The sequence below is a fragment of the Thiothrix nivea DSM 5205 genome (genome assembly GCF_000260135.1).
Lineage (GTDB): Bacteria > Pseudomonadota > Gammaproteobacteria > Thiotrichales > Thiotrichaceae > Thiothrix > Thiothrix nivea.
This window is the reverse complement of record NZ_JH651384.1, coordinates 3,437,063-3,452,857: the sequence shown is the minus strand read 5'-3', so window position 1 is coordinate 3,452,857 and position 15,795 is coordinate 3,437,063. Positions and strand designations below refer to the sequence as shown.

The window sequence follows — 15,795 nt, the reverse complement described above, 5'->3', positions numbered from 1 at the left end:
TTTCTTGTTATTGTTATGTATGGGGATTCTTATTTCACCAGATCGGCCATATTGATCATCGGCAACAGCACCGAACCAATAATCACCAAAATGGCGAGTGCCATGACCAGAATCAGCACCGGTTCCAGTAGTGCCAGCATCTGTTTCACAGCCGTTTTGACTTCATCGTCGTAAATGTCAGCCACTTCCCGCAGCAATTCTTCCATGCGCCCGGTTTCTTCACCGACGCGCAGCATGTGCAAGGCGTAGGGGGGAAATACGCCTTTGCCCAATAATGTACGGGTCAGGCTTTCGCCTTGCTTAAGGCTGTCGGCGGATTCCTCCACCGCTGCCGCCATTACCCGGTTACTGACCGTATTTTTAGCAATCTTCAACGCGCCCAGCAGCGGCACACCGTTGTGCAGCAAGGTGCCAAGGCTACGGGAAAAGCGCGCGGTTTCAATCTTGCCAACCAGCCCGCCGACCACTGGCCAGCGCAACATGCTGCGGTCGAGGCCAGTGCGTGCCTTTTCGTTGGTCAATACGTATTGCAGCAACATCAACGCCAGCAGGAAGCCGCCCAGCACTGCCCACCAGTAATGTTGCAGCGTATCTGCCGCCGTCATGACCACCTTGGTGATGGTGGGCAATTCACCCCCCATGTCCTGGAACATCTGCGCAAACTGCGGCACCACGAAGGTGAGCAGCGCAATAATCGACACCACCGCCACAAAGGCGAGGATGGCGGGGTAAATGAGGGCGGAAATGACTGTGCCGCGCAGTTCCTTCGCCCGCGCCATGTAGTCAACCAGCCGCCCTAACGCATCGTCGATGGAGCCACCCGCTTCGCCCGCGCGCACCATGTTGATGTAGAAACGCGAAAACTTGCCGCTTTCATCCAACGCATCGGCGAAACGCTTACCGCTACGGATCTGGTTCTGGATACCTTGAACCAGCTCCTGCACCGCCGGTTTGTCGCTGATTTCCAGCAGGATGCCGAGGGCGCGGTCGAGCGGCAACCCGGCCTTGAGCATGGAAGACATTTGCTGGGTCAGCGCCATGATGTCTTCCTGCCCCACTTTCTTGCCACCAAACAGCCCGGCAGATTTTTTGCTGGCGTTGGCTTTTCCGCCACCAGCTGTAGCCTTTCCTGCCTGGATTTTGACGGGGATCAGCCCCTGGGCGTGCAGGCTTTCTGCCGCCAGCGTTTCGCTGGGCGCTTCGAGGATGCCTTCCTTGGTAACGCCCTGGGGGGTGACAGCCTTGTAGCTATACGCTGGCATTCGGGGTTTCCTCCGCCACGCGCAGCACTTCTTCCAGCGTGGTCACGCCTTTCAGCGCCTTGAGCAGGCCGTCTTCGTACATGGTGCGCATCCCGCCCTTGCGGGCTTGCTCCTGCAACACACCTGCATCCTCATGCTTGAGGATCAGGCGGCGGATGGGGTCATCCATCACCAGAATTTCGTGGATGGCGCTACGCCCTTTATAGCCGCTATTGCCACAGGCATTGCAACCTTTGGCGTGCCACAGGCGCATGTCGCCTTCTGGCTGGTAGCGGCGCAAACCGAGTTCTTCCTCGATTTCCGGCAGCACCGGGTGCGGTTCACGGCATTGCGGACACAAGCGGCGTACCAGACGTTGGGCGAGGATGCCGTTGACGGTGGAGGTCAGCAGGTAATCTTCGATCCCCATATCCAGCAAACGGGTAATACCGCTGGCGGCATCGTTGGTATGCAAGGTCGATAGCACCAAGTGACCGGTCAGGGCGGACTGGATGGCAATGCGGGCGGTTTCTACGTCGCGCATCTCACCGATCATGATCACGTCAGGGTCTTGCCGCACAATGGAACGCAGCGCATCAGCGAAAGTCAGGCCAATTTTCGGGTTGGCCTGAATCTGGTTGATACCTTCCAGCTCGTATTCCACTGGGTCTTCGACGGTGAGAACCTTGTTTTCTGGCGTGTTCAGCTGGGTCAGCGCGGAATACAACGTCGTGGTTTTACCGGAACCGGTTGGCCCCGTGACCAGGATAACGCCGTGCGGCGCATCCAGTTGCTCCTGAATCTTGCGCAAGTTGTCATCGGAAAAACCCAACGTGTTCAGGTCAAGTTTCACGCTGTGCTTGTCGAGCAGACGCATGACCACGCTCTCACCGTGCATGGTGGGCACAGTGGACACACGCATGTCGATTTCCTTGCCCTGCGCACGCAACTGGATACGGCCATCCTGCGGCAGGCGGCGTTCGGCAATGTTCAGGCGCGCCATCAGCTTGAGGCGGGAAATGATCGCGGCAGTCAGTTGCGGAGGCGGGGAATCCACCTCATGGATCACGCCGTCGATGCGGTAACGCACCTTCAAATGGCTCTCGAATGGCTCGATGTGGATGTCGGACGCCCGCTGGCTCATGGCGTTGGTCATGATCTGGTTGACCAAACGGATGACCGGTGCTTCGCTGGCCATATCCTTCAGGTGCTCGATATCATCGGCGTGGTCGTCATGGCTGGTGATCTCGAATTCGTCGTCGCCCATATCCTTTTTGCCCGCTTCGTTACCGTACAGGCGTTCGATATTGGCACGGATTTCACTGGGCAAACCCAGCACCGGTTCAACCAGCTTGCCGCTGGCCATGTGAATGGCCTGACGGGCGAATTCATCTTGCGGGTTCGACATGGCCACCACCAGACGCTCGTCCTCTGCCTGTACCGGGACAATTTCGGCAGTGCGCATGTAATTGATGGCAATGCCGGGGTTTTCGACCGGAATGGAGGGGTAATCCTTGGTGACGGCCAGCCGTACATTCAGGTGGCGTGATAACACGAAAGCCACTTCCTGTTCAGTGAGCATACCCAGGCGCACCAGCACGCTGCCCAGTGGCTGGCGGATCTCGGTTTGCGCACGCAAGGCGCGCTCAAGATCAGCGGGTTTCAGTTTGCCTAGTTTGACCAGCCGTTCGCCAAACATTGCGGCTGGAGCATCGGATGTCGCAACCTGCATAACTTATTTTCTTTTATTATTGGATAGGTTACACGCTCTATGGCGCTTGGGTTAGCCTTGGTGTTTGTTAGCCTACAAGACCCTTTATCGGCAACAAGTTTGTTGGATGAAGGGGAAACACGCAAGCAGTTTCCGTCTGAACGGTCGTTCCCACCGCCATTGGTCGTGCAAAACAGCCGATCCAACTTTTTAATGCCCCATCGGCACGGATACGTACTAACCTGTTAAGGCATGAAGCCCCTATTTACCCAAATGCTGGCAATAGCCCGCTACACAGTCGTCATACTGGCGCTGATGCCCTTGACGCCTGCCACCGCCGCCGAAAAACTGGTGATCGTACTGGATGCCTCCAACAGCATGTGGGGGCAGATACATTCCACGCCCAAGGTCACGCTGGCACGCAACGGGCTGGAAACCCTGCTCGCACAACAACCTGCACAAGCCCCCATCGGCCTGCTGGCTTACGGCAACCGCCGCAAATCCGACTGCGCCGACATCAACGTCATCGCCCGCCCTGGCGAACGCGACATGCCCAGCCTGTTGCAAGCCATCAACGGCATCGCGCCTTACGGGCGTTCACCCATCAGCGCAGCGCTGGAACAGGCCGCAGGGCTGTTGGCGGGCACAGGCAATATCCTGTTGGTCAGCGATGGCCCGGAAAGCTGCGACGGTGACCCTTGCGCCACCGCCAAACACCTGAAGGCTGACAATCCCGGCTTGCGCATCCATGTGCTGTCGTTTCGGGACAGTAGCAACAACAGCCTGCATTGCCTGGCGGAAAACAGCGGCGGGCAGTTCGCCCTGATGCAGGATGCAGGACAGCTTGCCGGGCAACTACTCATGCAGGCATCCGCCACCGCCAATGGAGAAGCACCTAAATCAGGGAAAGCCGACGCACCTGTCGACAGCACACCCGGCAATTTACGGCTGAGCGCTGGCGCGGCTGGCAGCACGGAAAGCCTGCCTGCCAGTTTCCTGATCTACACCGCCGATGGCGATCATGTCGCCAGTTTTACCGCCCGCACCGAAGTCAGCCAGCCCCTTCCCCCCGGCGATTATCAGGTCAACATGCTGTGGCAAGCCGACAAGCAAGTGCAAAACATACAAGTAAAACCGGGCTTAACCCTGGATCAGCGCTTCAACCTCGGCTTCTTGGGCAAACTGCGACTGGAAGCACAAAACGCACGCCAGCAGGCGGTGGACGCCAATTTCACCCTGTATTCCCCAGCGGGTGAATACCTGACCGAACACCTGTTCAAATCCCGCACCAGTGACATCCTGCCCAGCGGCACTTACCGCATCAAGGCCAGCATTGGTGATGAATCACAGGAAGCGCGGCTGGATGTCACGGCTGATGCGGAAACCACGCATGTTTTCCAGTTCGGCATCACGCAATAATTTCACCCTTTGGAATACGCCTGACCCGATAATCCGCTACACTTACCCAGACGCAAATCAGCCCCCAATACACCCATGAACCTGAGCAAACTGGAAACTTCCATTGACCGCACCATCCTGCAACGTGGCCAAAACTACACCCAATTTGTCGACAGCCTTGAAGAAACTGAACCCGAATTCTGGCAAGCCTATGTGGAAGGTTCCGACACTTACGATGTGGAAGTCCAACTGGATGGTGACAAGGTAACCGACTGGTCATGCACCTGCCCTTATGACCATGGGCCGGTCTGCAAACATGTCGTTGCCGTCCTGCTCAACATCCGTAACCAACAGCAACAGCACGCAGTCAGCCCTGCACCCGTAGCCAAAACCCCTGGCAAACGGGAACAACTGGAACAGTTACTGACAACCCTCAAACGCGAAGAGCTGGAAGACTATATCCGCCAGTTATTGCACGACAACCGCAACTTGCTGGACAAATTCCTGCTGCGCTTCCAGCGAACTGTCCCCAATGGGGAAAACCTTGCCAAACAATACCAGCAACAGTTCAATAACCTTGCCCGCCAGTATTCGCGGCACGGCTTCATTGACTACGATGACGCCAGCGGCTTTGCTGACGAAGTGCAGGAATTGCTGGACACCCTGTCAGTCTCGGCATCGTCGCCTGCCGATACCGCAGACGCTTGCTTTGCCATCGCCGACGGCATCGCAGGCATCGCCAATAACATTGATGATTCCAATGGCGAACTCGGTGACCTGATGTATGGCGTCAAGGATGTTCTCGCCAAAGCATACCCACAACTCCCGTCAACGGGGCAATCCCGGCTATTCCTGCAAGTGCTGGCAGCCCACTTTGATGAACGCTATGCCGACTACGGCCTGGAAGATGTCTTTGCTGATTTGCTGGAAACCTGGGCCACAGACAACAGCGGCTACCAGGAAACCTACCTGCAAGCCCTTGACCAACGCATCCGGACAAGCGCTGACTGGCGGCGGGATGGCCTGTTACGCCAGAAACTGGCATTGCTCAAAACCTGGGGCAAGGAGGCTGAGCTGGAAACAATCGCCGCCGCCCATATGGACATTCCCGATTTCCGGGAAACCTTTGTCCAGCGAGCCATTGACGCCAAAGATTTCGCCAAGGCCAGACAATTGGTGCAGGAAGGCATCCGTCTGGCCGAGCAGCAAAAGCAGCCCGGGATTGTCCAGCGCTGGCACGCCCGTTTACTGGAAATGGCCTATCAGCTTGATGACAAACCCGCCATCCGTCACGAACTGGAGTGGCTATTCCAGAACAAGCATTTCCAGCTTGAGCACTACCGTCAACTCAAAGCAACTTACCCCGCAGACGAATGGCTGGATATCCGGCAACGCCTCTACGCCATGATCCCCGAACCACGCGGGTACGATTCCACCCGCGCTTGCCTGCTGGAGGAAGACAATGACCTGCCAGCCTTGTATGAACTGATCACCAAAACCCCCGATATACCTGTGCAAAGCCATGCCCTGTTCAAGAAATACGCCCCCTTGCTGTCGACCGCTTTTCCACAGGAAATTACGGTTGCCTATGCCAGCCAGATTTGCGACTACCTGGAGGGCAACACCGGGCGACATGCCTACGAGCAGGTCATCCGTGAGCTGAAAACCCTTGCCGCCATACCCAATGGCAAGAACATGACAGCCAACCTGGTCGCGGATTTCCGTCACCGCTACAAGACTCGCAAGGCCATGCTGGAGATGTTTGCCAAGGCGTTTGGCAACGGCTAGAAAATCAAACCTGGGTAATAATCCGCACGGCGCGTTCGCGGTTTTTCGGGCGGAAATAGCCGGTGTCCTGGTAAAACGCCGCCGAACCATTATCCCACCAGCCGGGTACGCCCAACAGCGGGAACGGGTTCAGGGATGCGGGCGACGGCAATCCATCCTGCCGCAGGCTGGTGGCCAGCAGCCCGTCCAGATGTACCTGTTGCTGCGCCAATGGCAGGCTGAAAAACGCTGCATCCACCTCCACCAGCAGGGCATGGGCGGTCATGCCGACATAGGGCGTCAGCATTTTTTCCAGCGTGGCATGGCCGATCATGAAACAGCCGATTTCCTGCCCCCAAGCGCTGCGTTCCTGCCAGAACAGATCTGGCCAGACAAAGTCCAGCACCTGCTGCAACAGGTTACGGCGGCTAGCGGCGATGATGACGCCACTTTCATCCAGCACCGTCAGTGCATCACGCTGCGGGGTGCGTGGCTGGCCGTGACGCTGGATGTCGGCAGTGTGCAGCGCGTTAATCATCGCCTTGGTTTGCGGGTACAGCGCCCACATCAGCGCGTTGAAAAAGTCATGCCAGTTGGGGCGGGTGGAAACAATACCGTACTGGAAAATCCGCTCTTCGTAGTAGAGTTCCGCGAACGGCAGGGTGTGGTCTTGCGGCAGGAAACGGATGGGATGGCCGGATTGGGCGCGCAAATCTGGTGGCAACACGCTGGCCAGGGTTTCGCAGGGAGGCCAATCGCCCTGCCCCGACCAGCAGCGGATGTTGCGCAGTTGCTGGAAGCAGGGGTGCAGGTGGTCGAAGTTTGGGTTCCAGGTGTCGGTCATGGTGATAGGTATCCGTTGGTTGGGGCTGCTCCCGGCGCTGCCACGGTCTGCCGCTGCTCCGCGACGCGGCTGCCCGTGTCCTCGCCGTCCGCTACTTCCTGATGGGCGCTCCGCGCCCTGCGGCTCCGCCGCCCGGCTGGCCTGCTGGTAGCTCGGGATGACCTAGGGCAAGACGGAAGCCAATGTTGAGGTTGCGGAAGTCAGGCACGTTCCCGTTGCGGATGGCAGAACGGACGCTCCTGCCGTAGTAGTTCCACGAGCCACCGCGCACGACACGCAGGACGCCCGCCCCTTGCTCTTGACCGCCTGCGGCGGTTTCCCTCACCCCAACCCCTCTCCCTGAGGGAGAGGGGCTAAAGAGCATGTCTTCCGTTCCGAGATGACTTCTCCATTCGTCTTCGCACCATTCCCAGACGTTGCCGTGCATTTCGTACAGACCCCATCCATTACAGGGGTAAGTTTTTACATCGGTGGTTTCTTTTTTAGCAGTTTCAGCCCAGCCAGGTTCGTCAAAAACTCCCGAATAATTCACTTTTTCCAGATTCAAATCATCCTTGCCACCGAAGTTAAATGGGGTTTTGGTTCCGGCACGGCAGGCGTATTCCCATTCGGCTTCCCACGGCAGGCGTACCGTGAGGTCGGGGTGAATCTGGTTGAGTTTGGCGATGAATGTTTGGGCGTCATCCCAGCTTACCCGTTCAACCGGGCGGTTTTTATCTTTGAAATTGCTGGGATTGTCATCCATGACGGTTTGCCACAGGGCTTGGGTTACAGTGGTTTCGGCAAGCCAGAAGCCGTTGGGGATAGTGACATGGTGCAAATCTTCATAGTCATAGCGGCCTTCTTCGATTTCGGGGGAACCCATGTCAAATTCGCCGGGTGGTATCCAGCGGAAGGCGTGGCGCACGTCCCGGTAGGTGAAGGCTTGCCACAGGCCGTGACGGTCTTCGCCCCAGTCGGACGCCCAAGGGTAGGGGAAAACAGGTGGGGAGAGGTAGTTACGGTAGGTCATGAACATGGATTACACGTAGAGAGGGCGTATGCAATACGCCCCTACAAGGGACAATCTCCGTAGAGGCGTATTGCATACGCCCTCTTCCCACCATTGGATCATGTACACTCCTTCAAGGAATAGACCATTTCGGACTACCAGCAATTACCGGTCATGGCTTAATATCATGATTTTCAAAGAAATTCAGTTGTTTGCAATTGTGCAAAATGAATGCAATCTTCTTTTAAAATCAATGGATTATATGATTCTTGACCGGGAATTGCTGTCGGACTACTCTCCAACCAGCAACAAGGCTTCCTGCCATACCGCATCCGAGAGGAAAATTCCGGCTTGCCGGATGGCTTCGAGACCGGGGTGGATTGCAGGGATATGCCCCTCATCTTTTGCCCAGATCAACATGCCGATACTATCAATGGTGTTGAGTTTGTTGAAAATGGCAACCTTACGGGCGCGGCGGTCGTCAATCAACAGGTAGTCAGCGTGTAAATGTTGGTAAAGCGACATCGCTTCCAGCTCGCCATCACCCAGCCCGGAAGGTGTGATGAGGGTTTCACAAAAGTCGACAGGCACTATTTTATCCTGCAAGTAGCGGCGTAACACTTCAGCCTTTGGTTTCCCGACAACTGTACATTCGGTGAAAACTGCCACCGGAACCCGGATTTCGTCAAAACGAGCATCCAGCCAATGCAGACCATCACACACGGCCAGTGCAACCAACGCCGAAGAGTCCGCGATAACCAGCATCAGGACGCCTTTCTGAAAGCCGCGACCTCAGCCGCCAGTTCCCCCGGCTCGTAATTGATCATGGGTATGTTGTGCTTTCTGCACTCGGCAATGAACGTAAAGCGGTCAACTCCCGCAAATTCACAAGCGGCTCCCGCTGACAAGCTACCGGACTGGTACATGGTCAGGGCTGCGTAAAGCTTGATTTGACGCCCCAGCTCTTCGGGGGAAACATCCATGCAGAATTGTTCGGGTACATCCAGCGTGATTTGCATGAGCGGGACTCCTGTTGTTAAAGCCATCGGATTGATTATAGCGACAAGGGTGGATGGTGACGCAAGTTTTCCTACCAACCTACAAATCAAACCATGTGACGCACACCGCCCAAAAACTGTTCGCGCCTTCGGTGACGAAATGTTTGTCTAGGTTAGAAACGCTGTGCTGGTTGCAGAAGGCGTTGAGGTCGGATTCGGCATTTTCCGGGTTGACTACCGGGATTTTGAAAAACTTGTGCTTCATTTCCGTTTTTTAGGTTTCTTCCTTGATTTGCCCGCTCCCGGTGCTGTCACGGTCTGCCGCTGCTCCGCGACGCGGCTGCCCGTGCCTGCCCCGTCCGCTCTTCCCTGCTTGTTGACGGTCGCTCCGCTCCCTGCGGCTCCGCCGCCCGGCCTGAACTCGGAATGACCTAGGGCAAGCCGACAGCCAAGGGCGTTGTGACGGAAGCCGGGCGAGGACCAGCTGCGGGAGGCAGATCGGCAGTACCAGCCTACGGAGTCCCACGAGCCGCCGCGCAGCACGCGCCCGACGCCTGCCTCCTTGTCGCCTCCGGCGACACCCTTCGGGTCTGTTACCGGCTCCGCCGGTAATTTTTCCTGCCAGACATCCTGACACCATTCCCACACGTTACCGTGCATTTCGTATAGACCCCACGGGTTGGATGGGAGTGATTTGACCAGGACGGTTTGCTTTCTATATAGACCTTTTTTACCGCCTGCGTGGGGGTAATTGCCTGCGTAATTAACCTGTTCAGGGGTGATATTGTCGCCGAAGGAAAACGGGGTGATGGTTCCGGCGCGGCAAGCGTATTCCCATTCGGCTTCGGTGGGGAGTTTTGCCTGTAGGCCGGGGGTTTGCTGGTTCAGTTTTTTAATGAAGGCTTGGGCGTCGTTCCAGCTTATCTGCTCGACCGGGTTGTTGGGGGCGTCTTTAAAGTTACTGGGATTGTTACCCATCACCGCTTGCCATTGGGCTTGGGTAACGGTGGTGTCAGCCAGCCAGAAACCTTGGGTTAGGGTCACTTGATGTTGAGTTTCACGTTCAGCCCAGCGTTCCGGTTCAGATTCGGGGGAACCCATCAGGAACGTGCCGGGTTCGATCCAGCGGAAACGTTGGGGGATGTTGGAGATGGGGAGGTCAGCGTAGAGGCCGTAATCGTCCATGCCGATGTCGCCGGGTGGGACACCTTGCCAGTAGCCACTCGCGCCATCTGCTTCAGGATTTTGCCAGTAAGAGCGGTAGGATTTTCCGAGGCAGGAGTGCTCGATATACAAGCCTTCAGTATCACGGCCTATGCTGTCGGCCCAACCGGGCTTTTGCGCCTGTTTGAAATACAGGGTTTCCAGATCACTGATTGCCTTGAACCCGCTGGCATCTCCCGGCAACCCCAAACTCATTGACCAAAGCGGTAACTCACCTACAGCTTTACCATCAACCTCAATCCGCACCAGTTCATGACGTAACCGTATCATTCCTAATGGGCTGCCAACAGCCACATTCTGGAAAGAGGGCACTGGCCAGTCCAGACTGATGCTCTCACCCTGCTGATAGAGCATCACCCTTTTTTCAGGGGCATCACTGGCTGAAAGATTGCGTGGGTCAATCCCTGACGCTTCTGGCGCAACCATGAACTTGATGCGTTGCAATGCCTTACCTACCGTCGCATTCTCCAAGGCTGTTTCCGGCATCCGCCACGACACACGTTGCAGCCAGTCCCGTGTTTCTGCCTCCTGCATCAGGAACACTTCGCTTTGCACCTGCTCACTCAACTGCTGGAAATAGGCGTCCGCTGCCTGCACATCAGCTTCCAGTAAATCGCGTGATTCCAGGTCGAGGCTGGTAATTTCCTCAAACCAGATTTGCTTGGGCAGAGGTTGCCGCCACTGCCGAATGACATCCAATGCTGTCAGGCGTTCTTGCCGGGAAAGTAGCATAAACCGTTGGAGACGTAGCTTGCGGGCATCGCGGTTCCAGGTTGCAGCAACACTATGGGCATCCTGAATATCCCCATGTTGCCAAACCAGTGACTCCACGTCCTCTCCTATCTGCCAACGTTTGCCATGTTGCGCCATTGCCAAACGCATTTGCCGTAACAATCCCGGTTCGAGACGAATAACAGGGGATAATGCATCCAGCAACAATCCAGCCTGCGAATGTAATGCCGCATTCACCGTTCTAACCGGGCTAACAGCTGAACCGGTCAATGCTTCTAGCGAGAATAATGTTTTAAGGCGAACATCACACAATGCAGGGTTACAAGGCGTGAAAACAACCGCTTTACATCCTGAGCGATTTAGTCTCTGCCCCAATGTCAGCCAAATTGGCACCTGGGATTCAGGACTCTGAGACAACGCCCCCAAATCACTGAAGATGATAACAACACCACCGTTTTCTGGCGGCTGCCATTTCTGCCAGCCGTTATTTCCCAACACGCGCGGTTCAGACTGCCCGTCCATTAACACTGCTTGTTGAATCTCAGCGTTATGTAGCGCCCCCACCAAACGTCGGAGCACCGAATGATCTTTCCAATAGGGGATCAAATGCGAATGCCGGTCATCAATCACCTGCACTACCGTATTCAATGTCCGTAGCGGTAAGCGAGGCACATGATTCAGGGCTTTCGCCTGACTTACACAAGCAACCAGTTTGGCAATATCCGGTTTTAACCCGGTAACCTGATTTTGCAGATAAGGCAGCAAGCGGGGAATAAACGCGCGAGGCTCCACCAACAAATGATAACGGGGGGCTTGTGTAGGCCGACCCTCCCACTCTATAGGGGCAGATACTGGCTGCGGAGTCGGGTTTTCTTCAGCTGGAGCATGAGACTCCCTGCTTTCCAGCAACCAGAATCCGGCAGTAGGCCGCATACCCTCAGACGCATAACTAACAAAAACCTGAGGCGAATCCGTCGATGGAGCAGGATCGGCATTTTCAACATCTTTAGCAGTAACATCCTCCGGCACATAATTCAGGCCAAGCTGGTCGGCAATACGCTGCACTGACCCTGCTTCGCCTGTCGCCAGCGCTTTTAAGAGATCAGCGCGGCTTACTTGTCCGATATGTGCCTGCCCCTTGCTCATTCGCTATAAGGCTCTCTCGGGTAGTTAGGGTGCTTCTGATAAGTGAATCGCTGTAATTTTGCTAACAAATCAGCAATAACGACATCAGGGTTATGCTGCTTCAACTCACGCACACCCCGCAGCAAATCAAAATATTCTGCCTGACCCGGTAAAGGCCGCAAATTATTTGCCTCAGCATAAGCCCGATCATCCACCAGCATTTCTGCGGCAGGCTCAAGAATGGTTTCAATATCCAGATCAGGGAAGTTAAGTTTTGCCCGGTCAAGCAGGAAATCAAACTGTGCTGACTCTCCCTCAGGAAAGGCCAAATGCAAAGAAAGACAGCGCCTGACAAAAGCATCCGGCAGACTACGTTCCCGATTTGTCGTAATGATTACCAAAGGGCGCACCCCGGCACTTTCCACTGGCTGATCCAGACCTTGCGGATGAAACCGGTTTGCGCCCAATGCTTCGAGCAAACCATTCGGCACGCTGCTATCTGCCTTGTCGATTTCGTCAATGAGCACAACAACACCGTTATCCGGGCTACAAAGCCCTTCGTTATAACTTGGCGGTTGATGCCGGTATTCCCCTTCGTTTTCCCGAGCAATGAATGCTTCCGCGCTTTTCCAGTTCAGTGCCCACCACAATACGCCCGGAACAATAAACTTCTCCAGAGCTACCGCATCCCTGTCAGGATTTTGCGGATTTTGAATCTGCGCCTCAGCCAATCGCGCCACTGCATCCAGTGACCACAGCAAATCTCGTGATTCAGTATGGGTATCGGCTACAAATGGAATAAACACCCGCTTCAGTTCTTTGGCCGCTGCTCTGGCTAACTGACTTTTCCCAATCCCTGGCTCCCCCCAAATCAGTAATGGGCGATTGATTGCCAACGCAGCATTGATGGCGTCACGCTCTTCCGCACCCAATAAGTGCTGCGAACAATCACCAACATCATTGGTGATTTCAATGGCCGAGCAGTCCTGTAAAATAAATCTTTGTTTACTCATAACCTAGCCTTCAATGCTTAAGTGGCGCGGAACAACTTTATGCAGCATACGGAAAAATCTCCTTTCCTCCCGTAATTGCTTGCTATCCAGACTCAGTAACAATATTTCAGGGTAACGTTTGGAGAGTTCATCAGCTAATGCAGACCAACGTTGAGAACCGCCGCCGCCATCAGAATTCAGTATCCAGTAATAACCGGGTTGACCATCATCTCGTAGAAACTCAAGCTCGTCCTTAACCAGCAAGTAGCGTTCCTTTGGTTCCACACCATCCTGTTTGACGAACCGTTCAAACAAATCTTCATCGACGGCATCCAGCCCCATTCGTTGAGCCAAATCCGTATCGACATCCTTCAGCGTTTCCGACACGCCTGCGATACCCGACTCCGGCGGGAGTGGCAGGCAATATTTCCCAGGACAAAGCATCATCTGCCCTGAGTCAAGCTGGTTACAACCAAAGTCTGTCGCACGTCTGTCAACACCAGCCATGAGAATCTCTGCCGACACCTCGGAGGCACAAGGGATCACAACAATGCCACTTCCACCCTTTGTACGACGGTGTTGCAGATTTTTCACTGCTTCTGGCTGGAATAACAGTGGCACCAGATATTGCAATAGCTGAGAGAGTTCTTGAAGATACCGCTTTGCTGAAGAACCAGCATCCTGCCCTGCAATGAATTCCTGTGCCTGGTTGAAGATATTCAATAATTCAGGAATAGGCAGTTGCACCAAAAACGGAACAATTTTTTCAGGTTTCCCGGACAATTCGCCACTCTGCCCCTGTGTTTCATCCAGATGCTCATCAAGCACAACGTTCAGGGTCATGCGGACTTTATCGTGACAACTCCGTAAAAACCGGATGCTTCTCTGGAAAACCGGGTTTTCTTCTATACGCCTGAAATATATCTGCTTAACCCAGCCAATAACCTCGGCATTACACGCAGGAACCTGTCCTGCCAAACATCTGGCAAAATGCTCAAAAACACTATCGAGGTTAGCCAGAATTTCATTGCACTCATCAACAGAACCGAAAGCATCAACTACTTCATCAGGCTCATCATTGGACTGGTTATGCCAATGATCAAACTTGTCCTGCCAGTAGTTTTTCCAGTGTTGACGCACTCCATCCAGGCGGAAACCGTCTTCTGCAAATACCGGATAAACCCGCTGGACTGCGTTGCCGTGCCGCAGGATTCGGGTCAATTCCAACATGCAATAGAATGAGCGCAGGTAGCTCTCGCTGAATACGACAACAACACAGTCAGCCTTGCCAATTTCATTGATGAAATCCTCAAAAGACTCACGCGGCTGCACTTCGTTTGCATCAACCTTCAGATGAACCCATTCATTAGCAAATGCCTGATGTAGCTGGCTAACAACCTGCACCCGTCGTTCATCTGCCCGTGCGTAGGAAATATACGCCGTCGCCCCGAACACCGCAGCAGACACCTCAAATTTCCCCACCCGCCAATTTGTAAGCCACCACCAGCAACAACAACATCCCCATATAGACCGGCCATGTCGCAGGTGAAGTGAACGCCTTCAATAAAAATCTTGCTACTGAGCCTTGTGGTTTCAAAACAAACAGGTCACTACGGGCAAACTCGCCATCCGCAATCTTCTTCGCACTCGCATTGAATGCCTCCCTGAAACGGTTTTCCAGCATCAGGTAGTAAGCATCCAGGGCATAAAAAATGAAAACCGCAAATACCGCCAACCAGACCAACGGGGCAGTCTGCTCCTTGACCACATAGGCCAAAAACGCCGTAACCAGAGGCAGCCCCCACTGCTTGCAGGCAGCGCTGTTGCCAGCCATGCGTGTAATGATTCCCTGATACATTTCCATGTGCTTGATGACCGCACTGTCATTATGTTCCAGCAACATCTTGTGAACTCCCGCTTCATGATAACTTGTAAACACGAAATTGTTCCCGCACAAGCTGGATAATATACAACAATCAACCAGCACCCCGCCGCAGTTCCCGCGCCGTCTTATAATCATAACCTTCAGCAAATTTGGCCTGCCCGCCAGATCAACGACTTGAGTCATGGAAGAAAAAAGACAAAATCTGCTACCCTTTAAAAAAGGGCAAAATCCTTGGATAAGGAGGCACACCATGACCCGCACCCCCAAATACCTGCTGGCAGCCCTCCTCGCCAGCGCCAGCCTCAACACCCACGCCACCGTATCCGAATACGGCGAATTCTACATCCCCTACCAGCGCCTCCAGAACGAAGCCACCTGCCTTGACCGGCAGATCATGCAGGCCGAATACGGCATCCCGCTGGCCAGTATGCTGGAAGGCGTATTCTCGGAAACCCGCACCCTCCAACAGAACCTGGGCGGAACCAGCCCCTACATCAATATCAACCTGCTGGTGAATGGCAGCACCACCATCCCGCACACCTACAATTTCGACCGCTACACCAACAGCGGCGTCTACGACTATTCCTTCACGATGGATATGGGGCCGTTCAACGCCCTCAATGGCAATACGGTGGAGGGGCGGCAAAAAACCAAAGACCTCGCCAAACTGGCGCTGATTGCCGTCATCAAAACAGCGGAGGCCACCCACCGTGCAGGTCATTTCCGCGTCTGGCTGAAGTTTGACAACCTGCCCTCCCAATCCAACCTGAGCGGCAGCATGGTGCACGCAGGCGGAACCGACTGGCCGACCTGGCCCTATACAGCCAGCAGCCCGCTTTACCAGACTTACAAAACGGAAATGATCGCCGCTGAATGTGGCAATTGAT

14 protein-coding genes are annotated in these 15,795 nt (G+C 54.8%); 3 read left to right on the top strand and 11 right to left on the bottom strand.

Annotated features, from left to right (window positions below; genetic code table 11):
* Positions 1-29 precede the first annotated feature (29 nt).
* Together THINI_RS17360 and gspE are read right to left on the bottom strand one after the other, a co-directional pair.
* Positions 30-1,262, bottom strand: coding sequence for a type II secretion system F family protein (locus tag THINI_RS17360; protein WP_002709851.1), 1,233 nt, complete (start codon positions 1,260-1,262; stop codon positions 30-32).
* Positions 1,249-2,973: a type II secretion system ATPase GspE gene (gspE, locus tag THINI_RS17355; RefSeq protein ID WP_002709850.1), complete on the bottom strand. Its 1,725-nt coding sequence runs from the start codon at positions 2,971-2,973 to the stop codon at positions 1,249-1,251. Before gspE ends, THINI_RS17360 begins: the two co-directional genes overlap by 14 nt.
* Before the next feature lie 231 nt (positions 2,974-3,204).
* Here gspE and THINI_RS23680 point away from each other — a divergent pair, with 231 nt between their 5' ends.
* Both THINI_RS23680 and THINI_RS17345 read left to right on the top strand, forming a co-directional pair.
* Positions 3,205-4,371: a VWA domain-containing protein gene (locus THINI_RS23680; protein ID WP_002709849.1), complete on the top strand. Its 1,167-nt coding sequence runs from the start codon at positions 3,205-3,207 to the stop codon at positions 4,369-4,371.
* A 75-nt stretch (positions 4,372-4,446) separates the two neighbouring features.
* Positions 4,447-6,138 carry an SWIM zinc finger family protein gene (locus THINI_RS17345; RefSeq protein WP_002709848.1) on the top strand — a complete coding sequence of 564 codons (1,692 nt, stop codon included), beginning with the start codon at positions 4,447-4,449 and terminating at the stop codon, positions 6,136-6,138.
* Positions 6,139-6,142: 4 nt separating this feature from the next.
* Here THINI_RS17345 and THINI_RS17340 read toward each other — a convergent pair whose 3' ends face one another.
* The 9 genes from THINI_RS17340 to THINI_RS17305 form a co-directional block, all read right to left on the bottom strand.
* On the bottom strand, positions 6,143-6,961 hold the full coding sequence (locus THINI_RS17340; RefSeq protein ID WP_002709847.1) for a DUF3025 domain-containing protein: 819 nt from the start codon (positions 6,959-6,961) through the stop codon (positions 6,143-6,145).
* A 91-nt stretch (positions 6,962-7,052) separates the two neighbouring features.
* Positions 7,053-7,979, bottom strand: a complete 927-nt coding sequence (locus THINI_RS17335) for a formylglycine-generating enzyme family protein (protein ID WP_002709846.1) — start codon at positions 7,977-7,979, stop codon at positions 7,053-7,055.
* 264 nt (positions 7,980-8,243) lie between these two features.
* The gene (locus THINI_RS17330) at positions 8,244-8,717 is read right to left on the bottom strand and encodes a PIN domain-containing protein (RefSeq protein ID WP_002709845.1); all 474 of its coding nucleotides are present in this window, start codon (positions 8,715-8,717) and stop codon (positions 8,244-8,246) included.
* The gene (locus tag THINI_RS17325; protein WP_002709844.1) at positions 8,717-8,971 is read right to left on the bottom strand and encodes a UPF0175 family protein; all 255 of its coding nucleotides are present in this window, start codon (positions 8,969-8,971) and stop codon (positions 8,717-8,719) included. Before THINI_RS17325 ends, THINI_RS17330 begins: the two co-directional genes overlap by 1 nt.
* 79 nt (positions 8,972-9,050) lie before the next feature.
* Entirely contained in the window at positions 9,051-9,215 is a 165-nt protein-coding gene (locus tag THINI_RS25355) for a hypothetical protein (protein ID WP_002709843.1), read from the bottom strand.
* Positions 9,212-11,143, bottom strand: coding sequence for a formylglycine-generating enzyme family protein (locus tag THINI_RS26065; protein WP_211206989.1), 1,932 nt, complete (start codon positions 11,141-11,143; stop codon positions 9,212-9,214). Before THINI_RS26065 ends, THINI_RS25355 begins: the two co-directional genes overlap by 4 nt.
* A gap of 905 nt (positions 11,144-12,048) precedes the next feature.
* Positions 12,049-13,044 carry an AAA family ATPase gene (locus tag THINI_RS17315; RefSeq protein ID WP_002709841.1) on the bottom strand — a complete coding sequence of 332 codons (996 nt, stop codon included), beginning with the start codon at positions 13,042-13,044 and terminating at the stop codon, positions 12,049-12,051.
* A gap of 3 nt (positions 13,045-13,047) precedes the next feature.
* Positions 13,048-14,490 (bottom strand): toll/interleukin-1 receptor domain-containing protein, encoded by a 1,443-nt coding sequence (locus tag THINI_RS17310; RefSeq protein WP_040839538.1) that lies wholly within the window; start codon positions 14,488-14,490, stop codon positions 13,048-13,050.
* A 1-nt stretch (position 14,491) separates the two neighbouring features.
* Positions 14,492-14,926, bottom strand: a complete 435-nt coding sequence (locus THINI_RS17305) for a hypothetical protein (protein ID WP_002709839.1) — start codon at positions 14,924-14,926, stop codon at positions 14,492-14,494.
* Positions 14,927-15,158: 232 nt separating this feature from the next.
* Between THINI_RS17305 and THINI_RS17300 the strand changes: the two genes are divergently transcribed.
* Positions 15,159-15,794 carry a hypothetical protein gene (locus THINI_RS17300; protein ID WP_002709838.1) on the top strand — a complete coding sequence of 212 codons (636 nt, stop codon included), beginning with the start codon at positions 15,159-15,161 and terminating at the stop codon, positions 15,792-15,794.
* Position 15,795: the final 1 nt, after the last annotated feature.

What these genes read in the sequence shown, in the direction of transcription:
- THINI_RS17345 (WP_002709848.1), top strand. Translation starts at nt 4,447, where the DNA reads ATGAACCTGAGCAAACTGGAAACTTCCATTGACCGCACCATCCTGCAA.
- THINI_RS17335 (WP_002709846.1), bottom strand. Translation starts at nt 7,979, where the DNA reads ATGTTCATGACCTACCGTAACTACCTCTCCCCACCTGTTTTCCCCTAC.
- THINI_RS17315 (WP_002709841.1), bottom strand. Translation starts at nt 13,044, where the DNA reads ATGAGTAAACAAAGATTTATTTTACAGGACTGCTCGGCCATTGAAATC.
- THINI_RS17300 (WP_002709838.1), top strand. Translation starts at nt 15,159, where the DNA reads ATGACCCGCACCCCCAAATACCTGCTGGCAGCCCTCCTCGCCAGCGCC.
- THINI_RS17340 (WP_002709847.1), bottom strand. Translation starts at nt 6,961, where the DNA reads ATGACCGACACCTGGAACCCAAACTTCGACCACCTGCACCCCTGCTTC.
- THINI_RS23680 (WP_002709849.1), top strand. Translation starts at nt 3,205, where the DNA reads ATGAAGCCCCTATTTACCCAAATGCTGGCAATAGCCCGCTACACAGTC.
- THINI_RS17305 (WP_002709839.1), bottom strand. Translation starts at nt 14,926, where the DNA reads ATGTTGCTGGAACATAATGACAGTGCGGTCATCAAGCACATGGAAATG.
- THINI_RS17325 (WP_002709844.1), bottom strand. Translation starts at nt 8,971, where the DNA reads ATGCAAATCACGCTGGATGTACCCGAACAATTCTGCATGGATGTTTCC.
- THINI_RS25355 (WP_002709843.1), bottom strand. Translation starts at nt 9,215, where the DNA reads ATGAAGCACAAGTTTTTCAAAATCCCGGTAGTCAACCCGGAAAATGCC.
- THINI_RS17330 (WP_002709845.1), bottom strand. Translation starts at nt 8,717, where the DNA reads ATGCTGGTTATCGCGGACTCTTCGGCGTTGGTTGCACTGGCCGTGTGT.
- gspE (WP_002709850.1), bottom strand. Translation starts at nt 2,973, where the DNA reads ATGCAGGTTGCGACATCCGATGCTCCAGCCGCAATGTTTGGCGAACGG.
- THINI_RS17360 (WP_002709851.1), bottom strand. Translation starts at nt 1,262, where the DNA reads ATGCCAGCGTATAGCTACAAGGCTGTCACCCCCCAGGGCGTTACCAAG.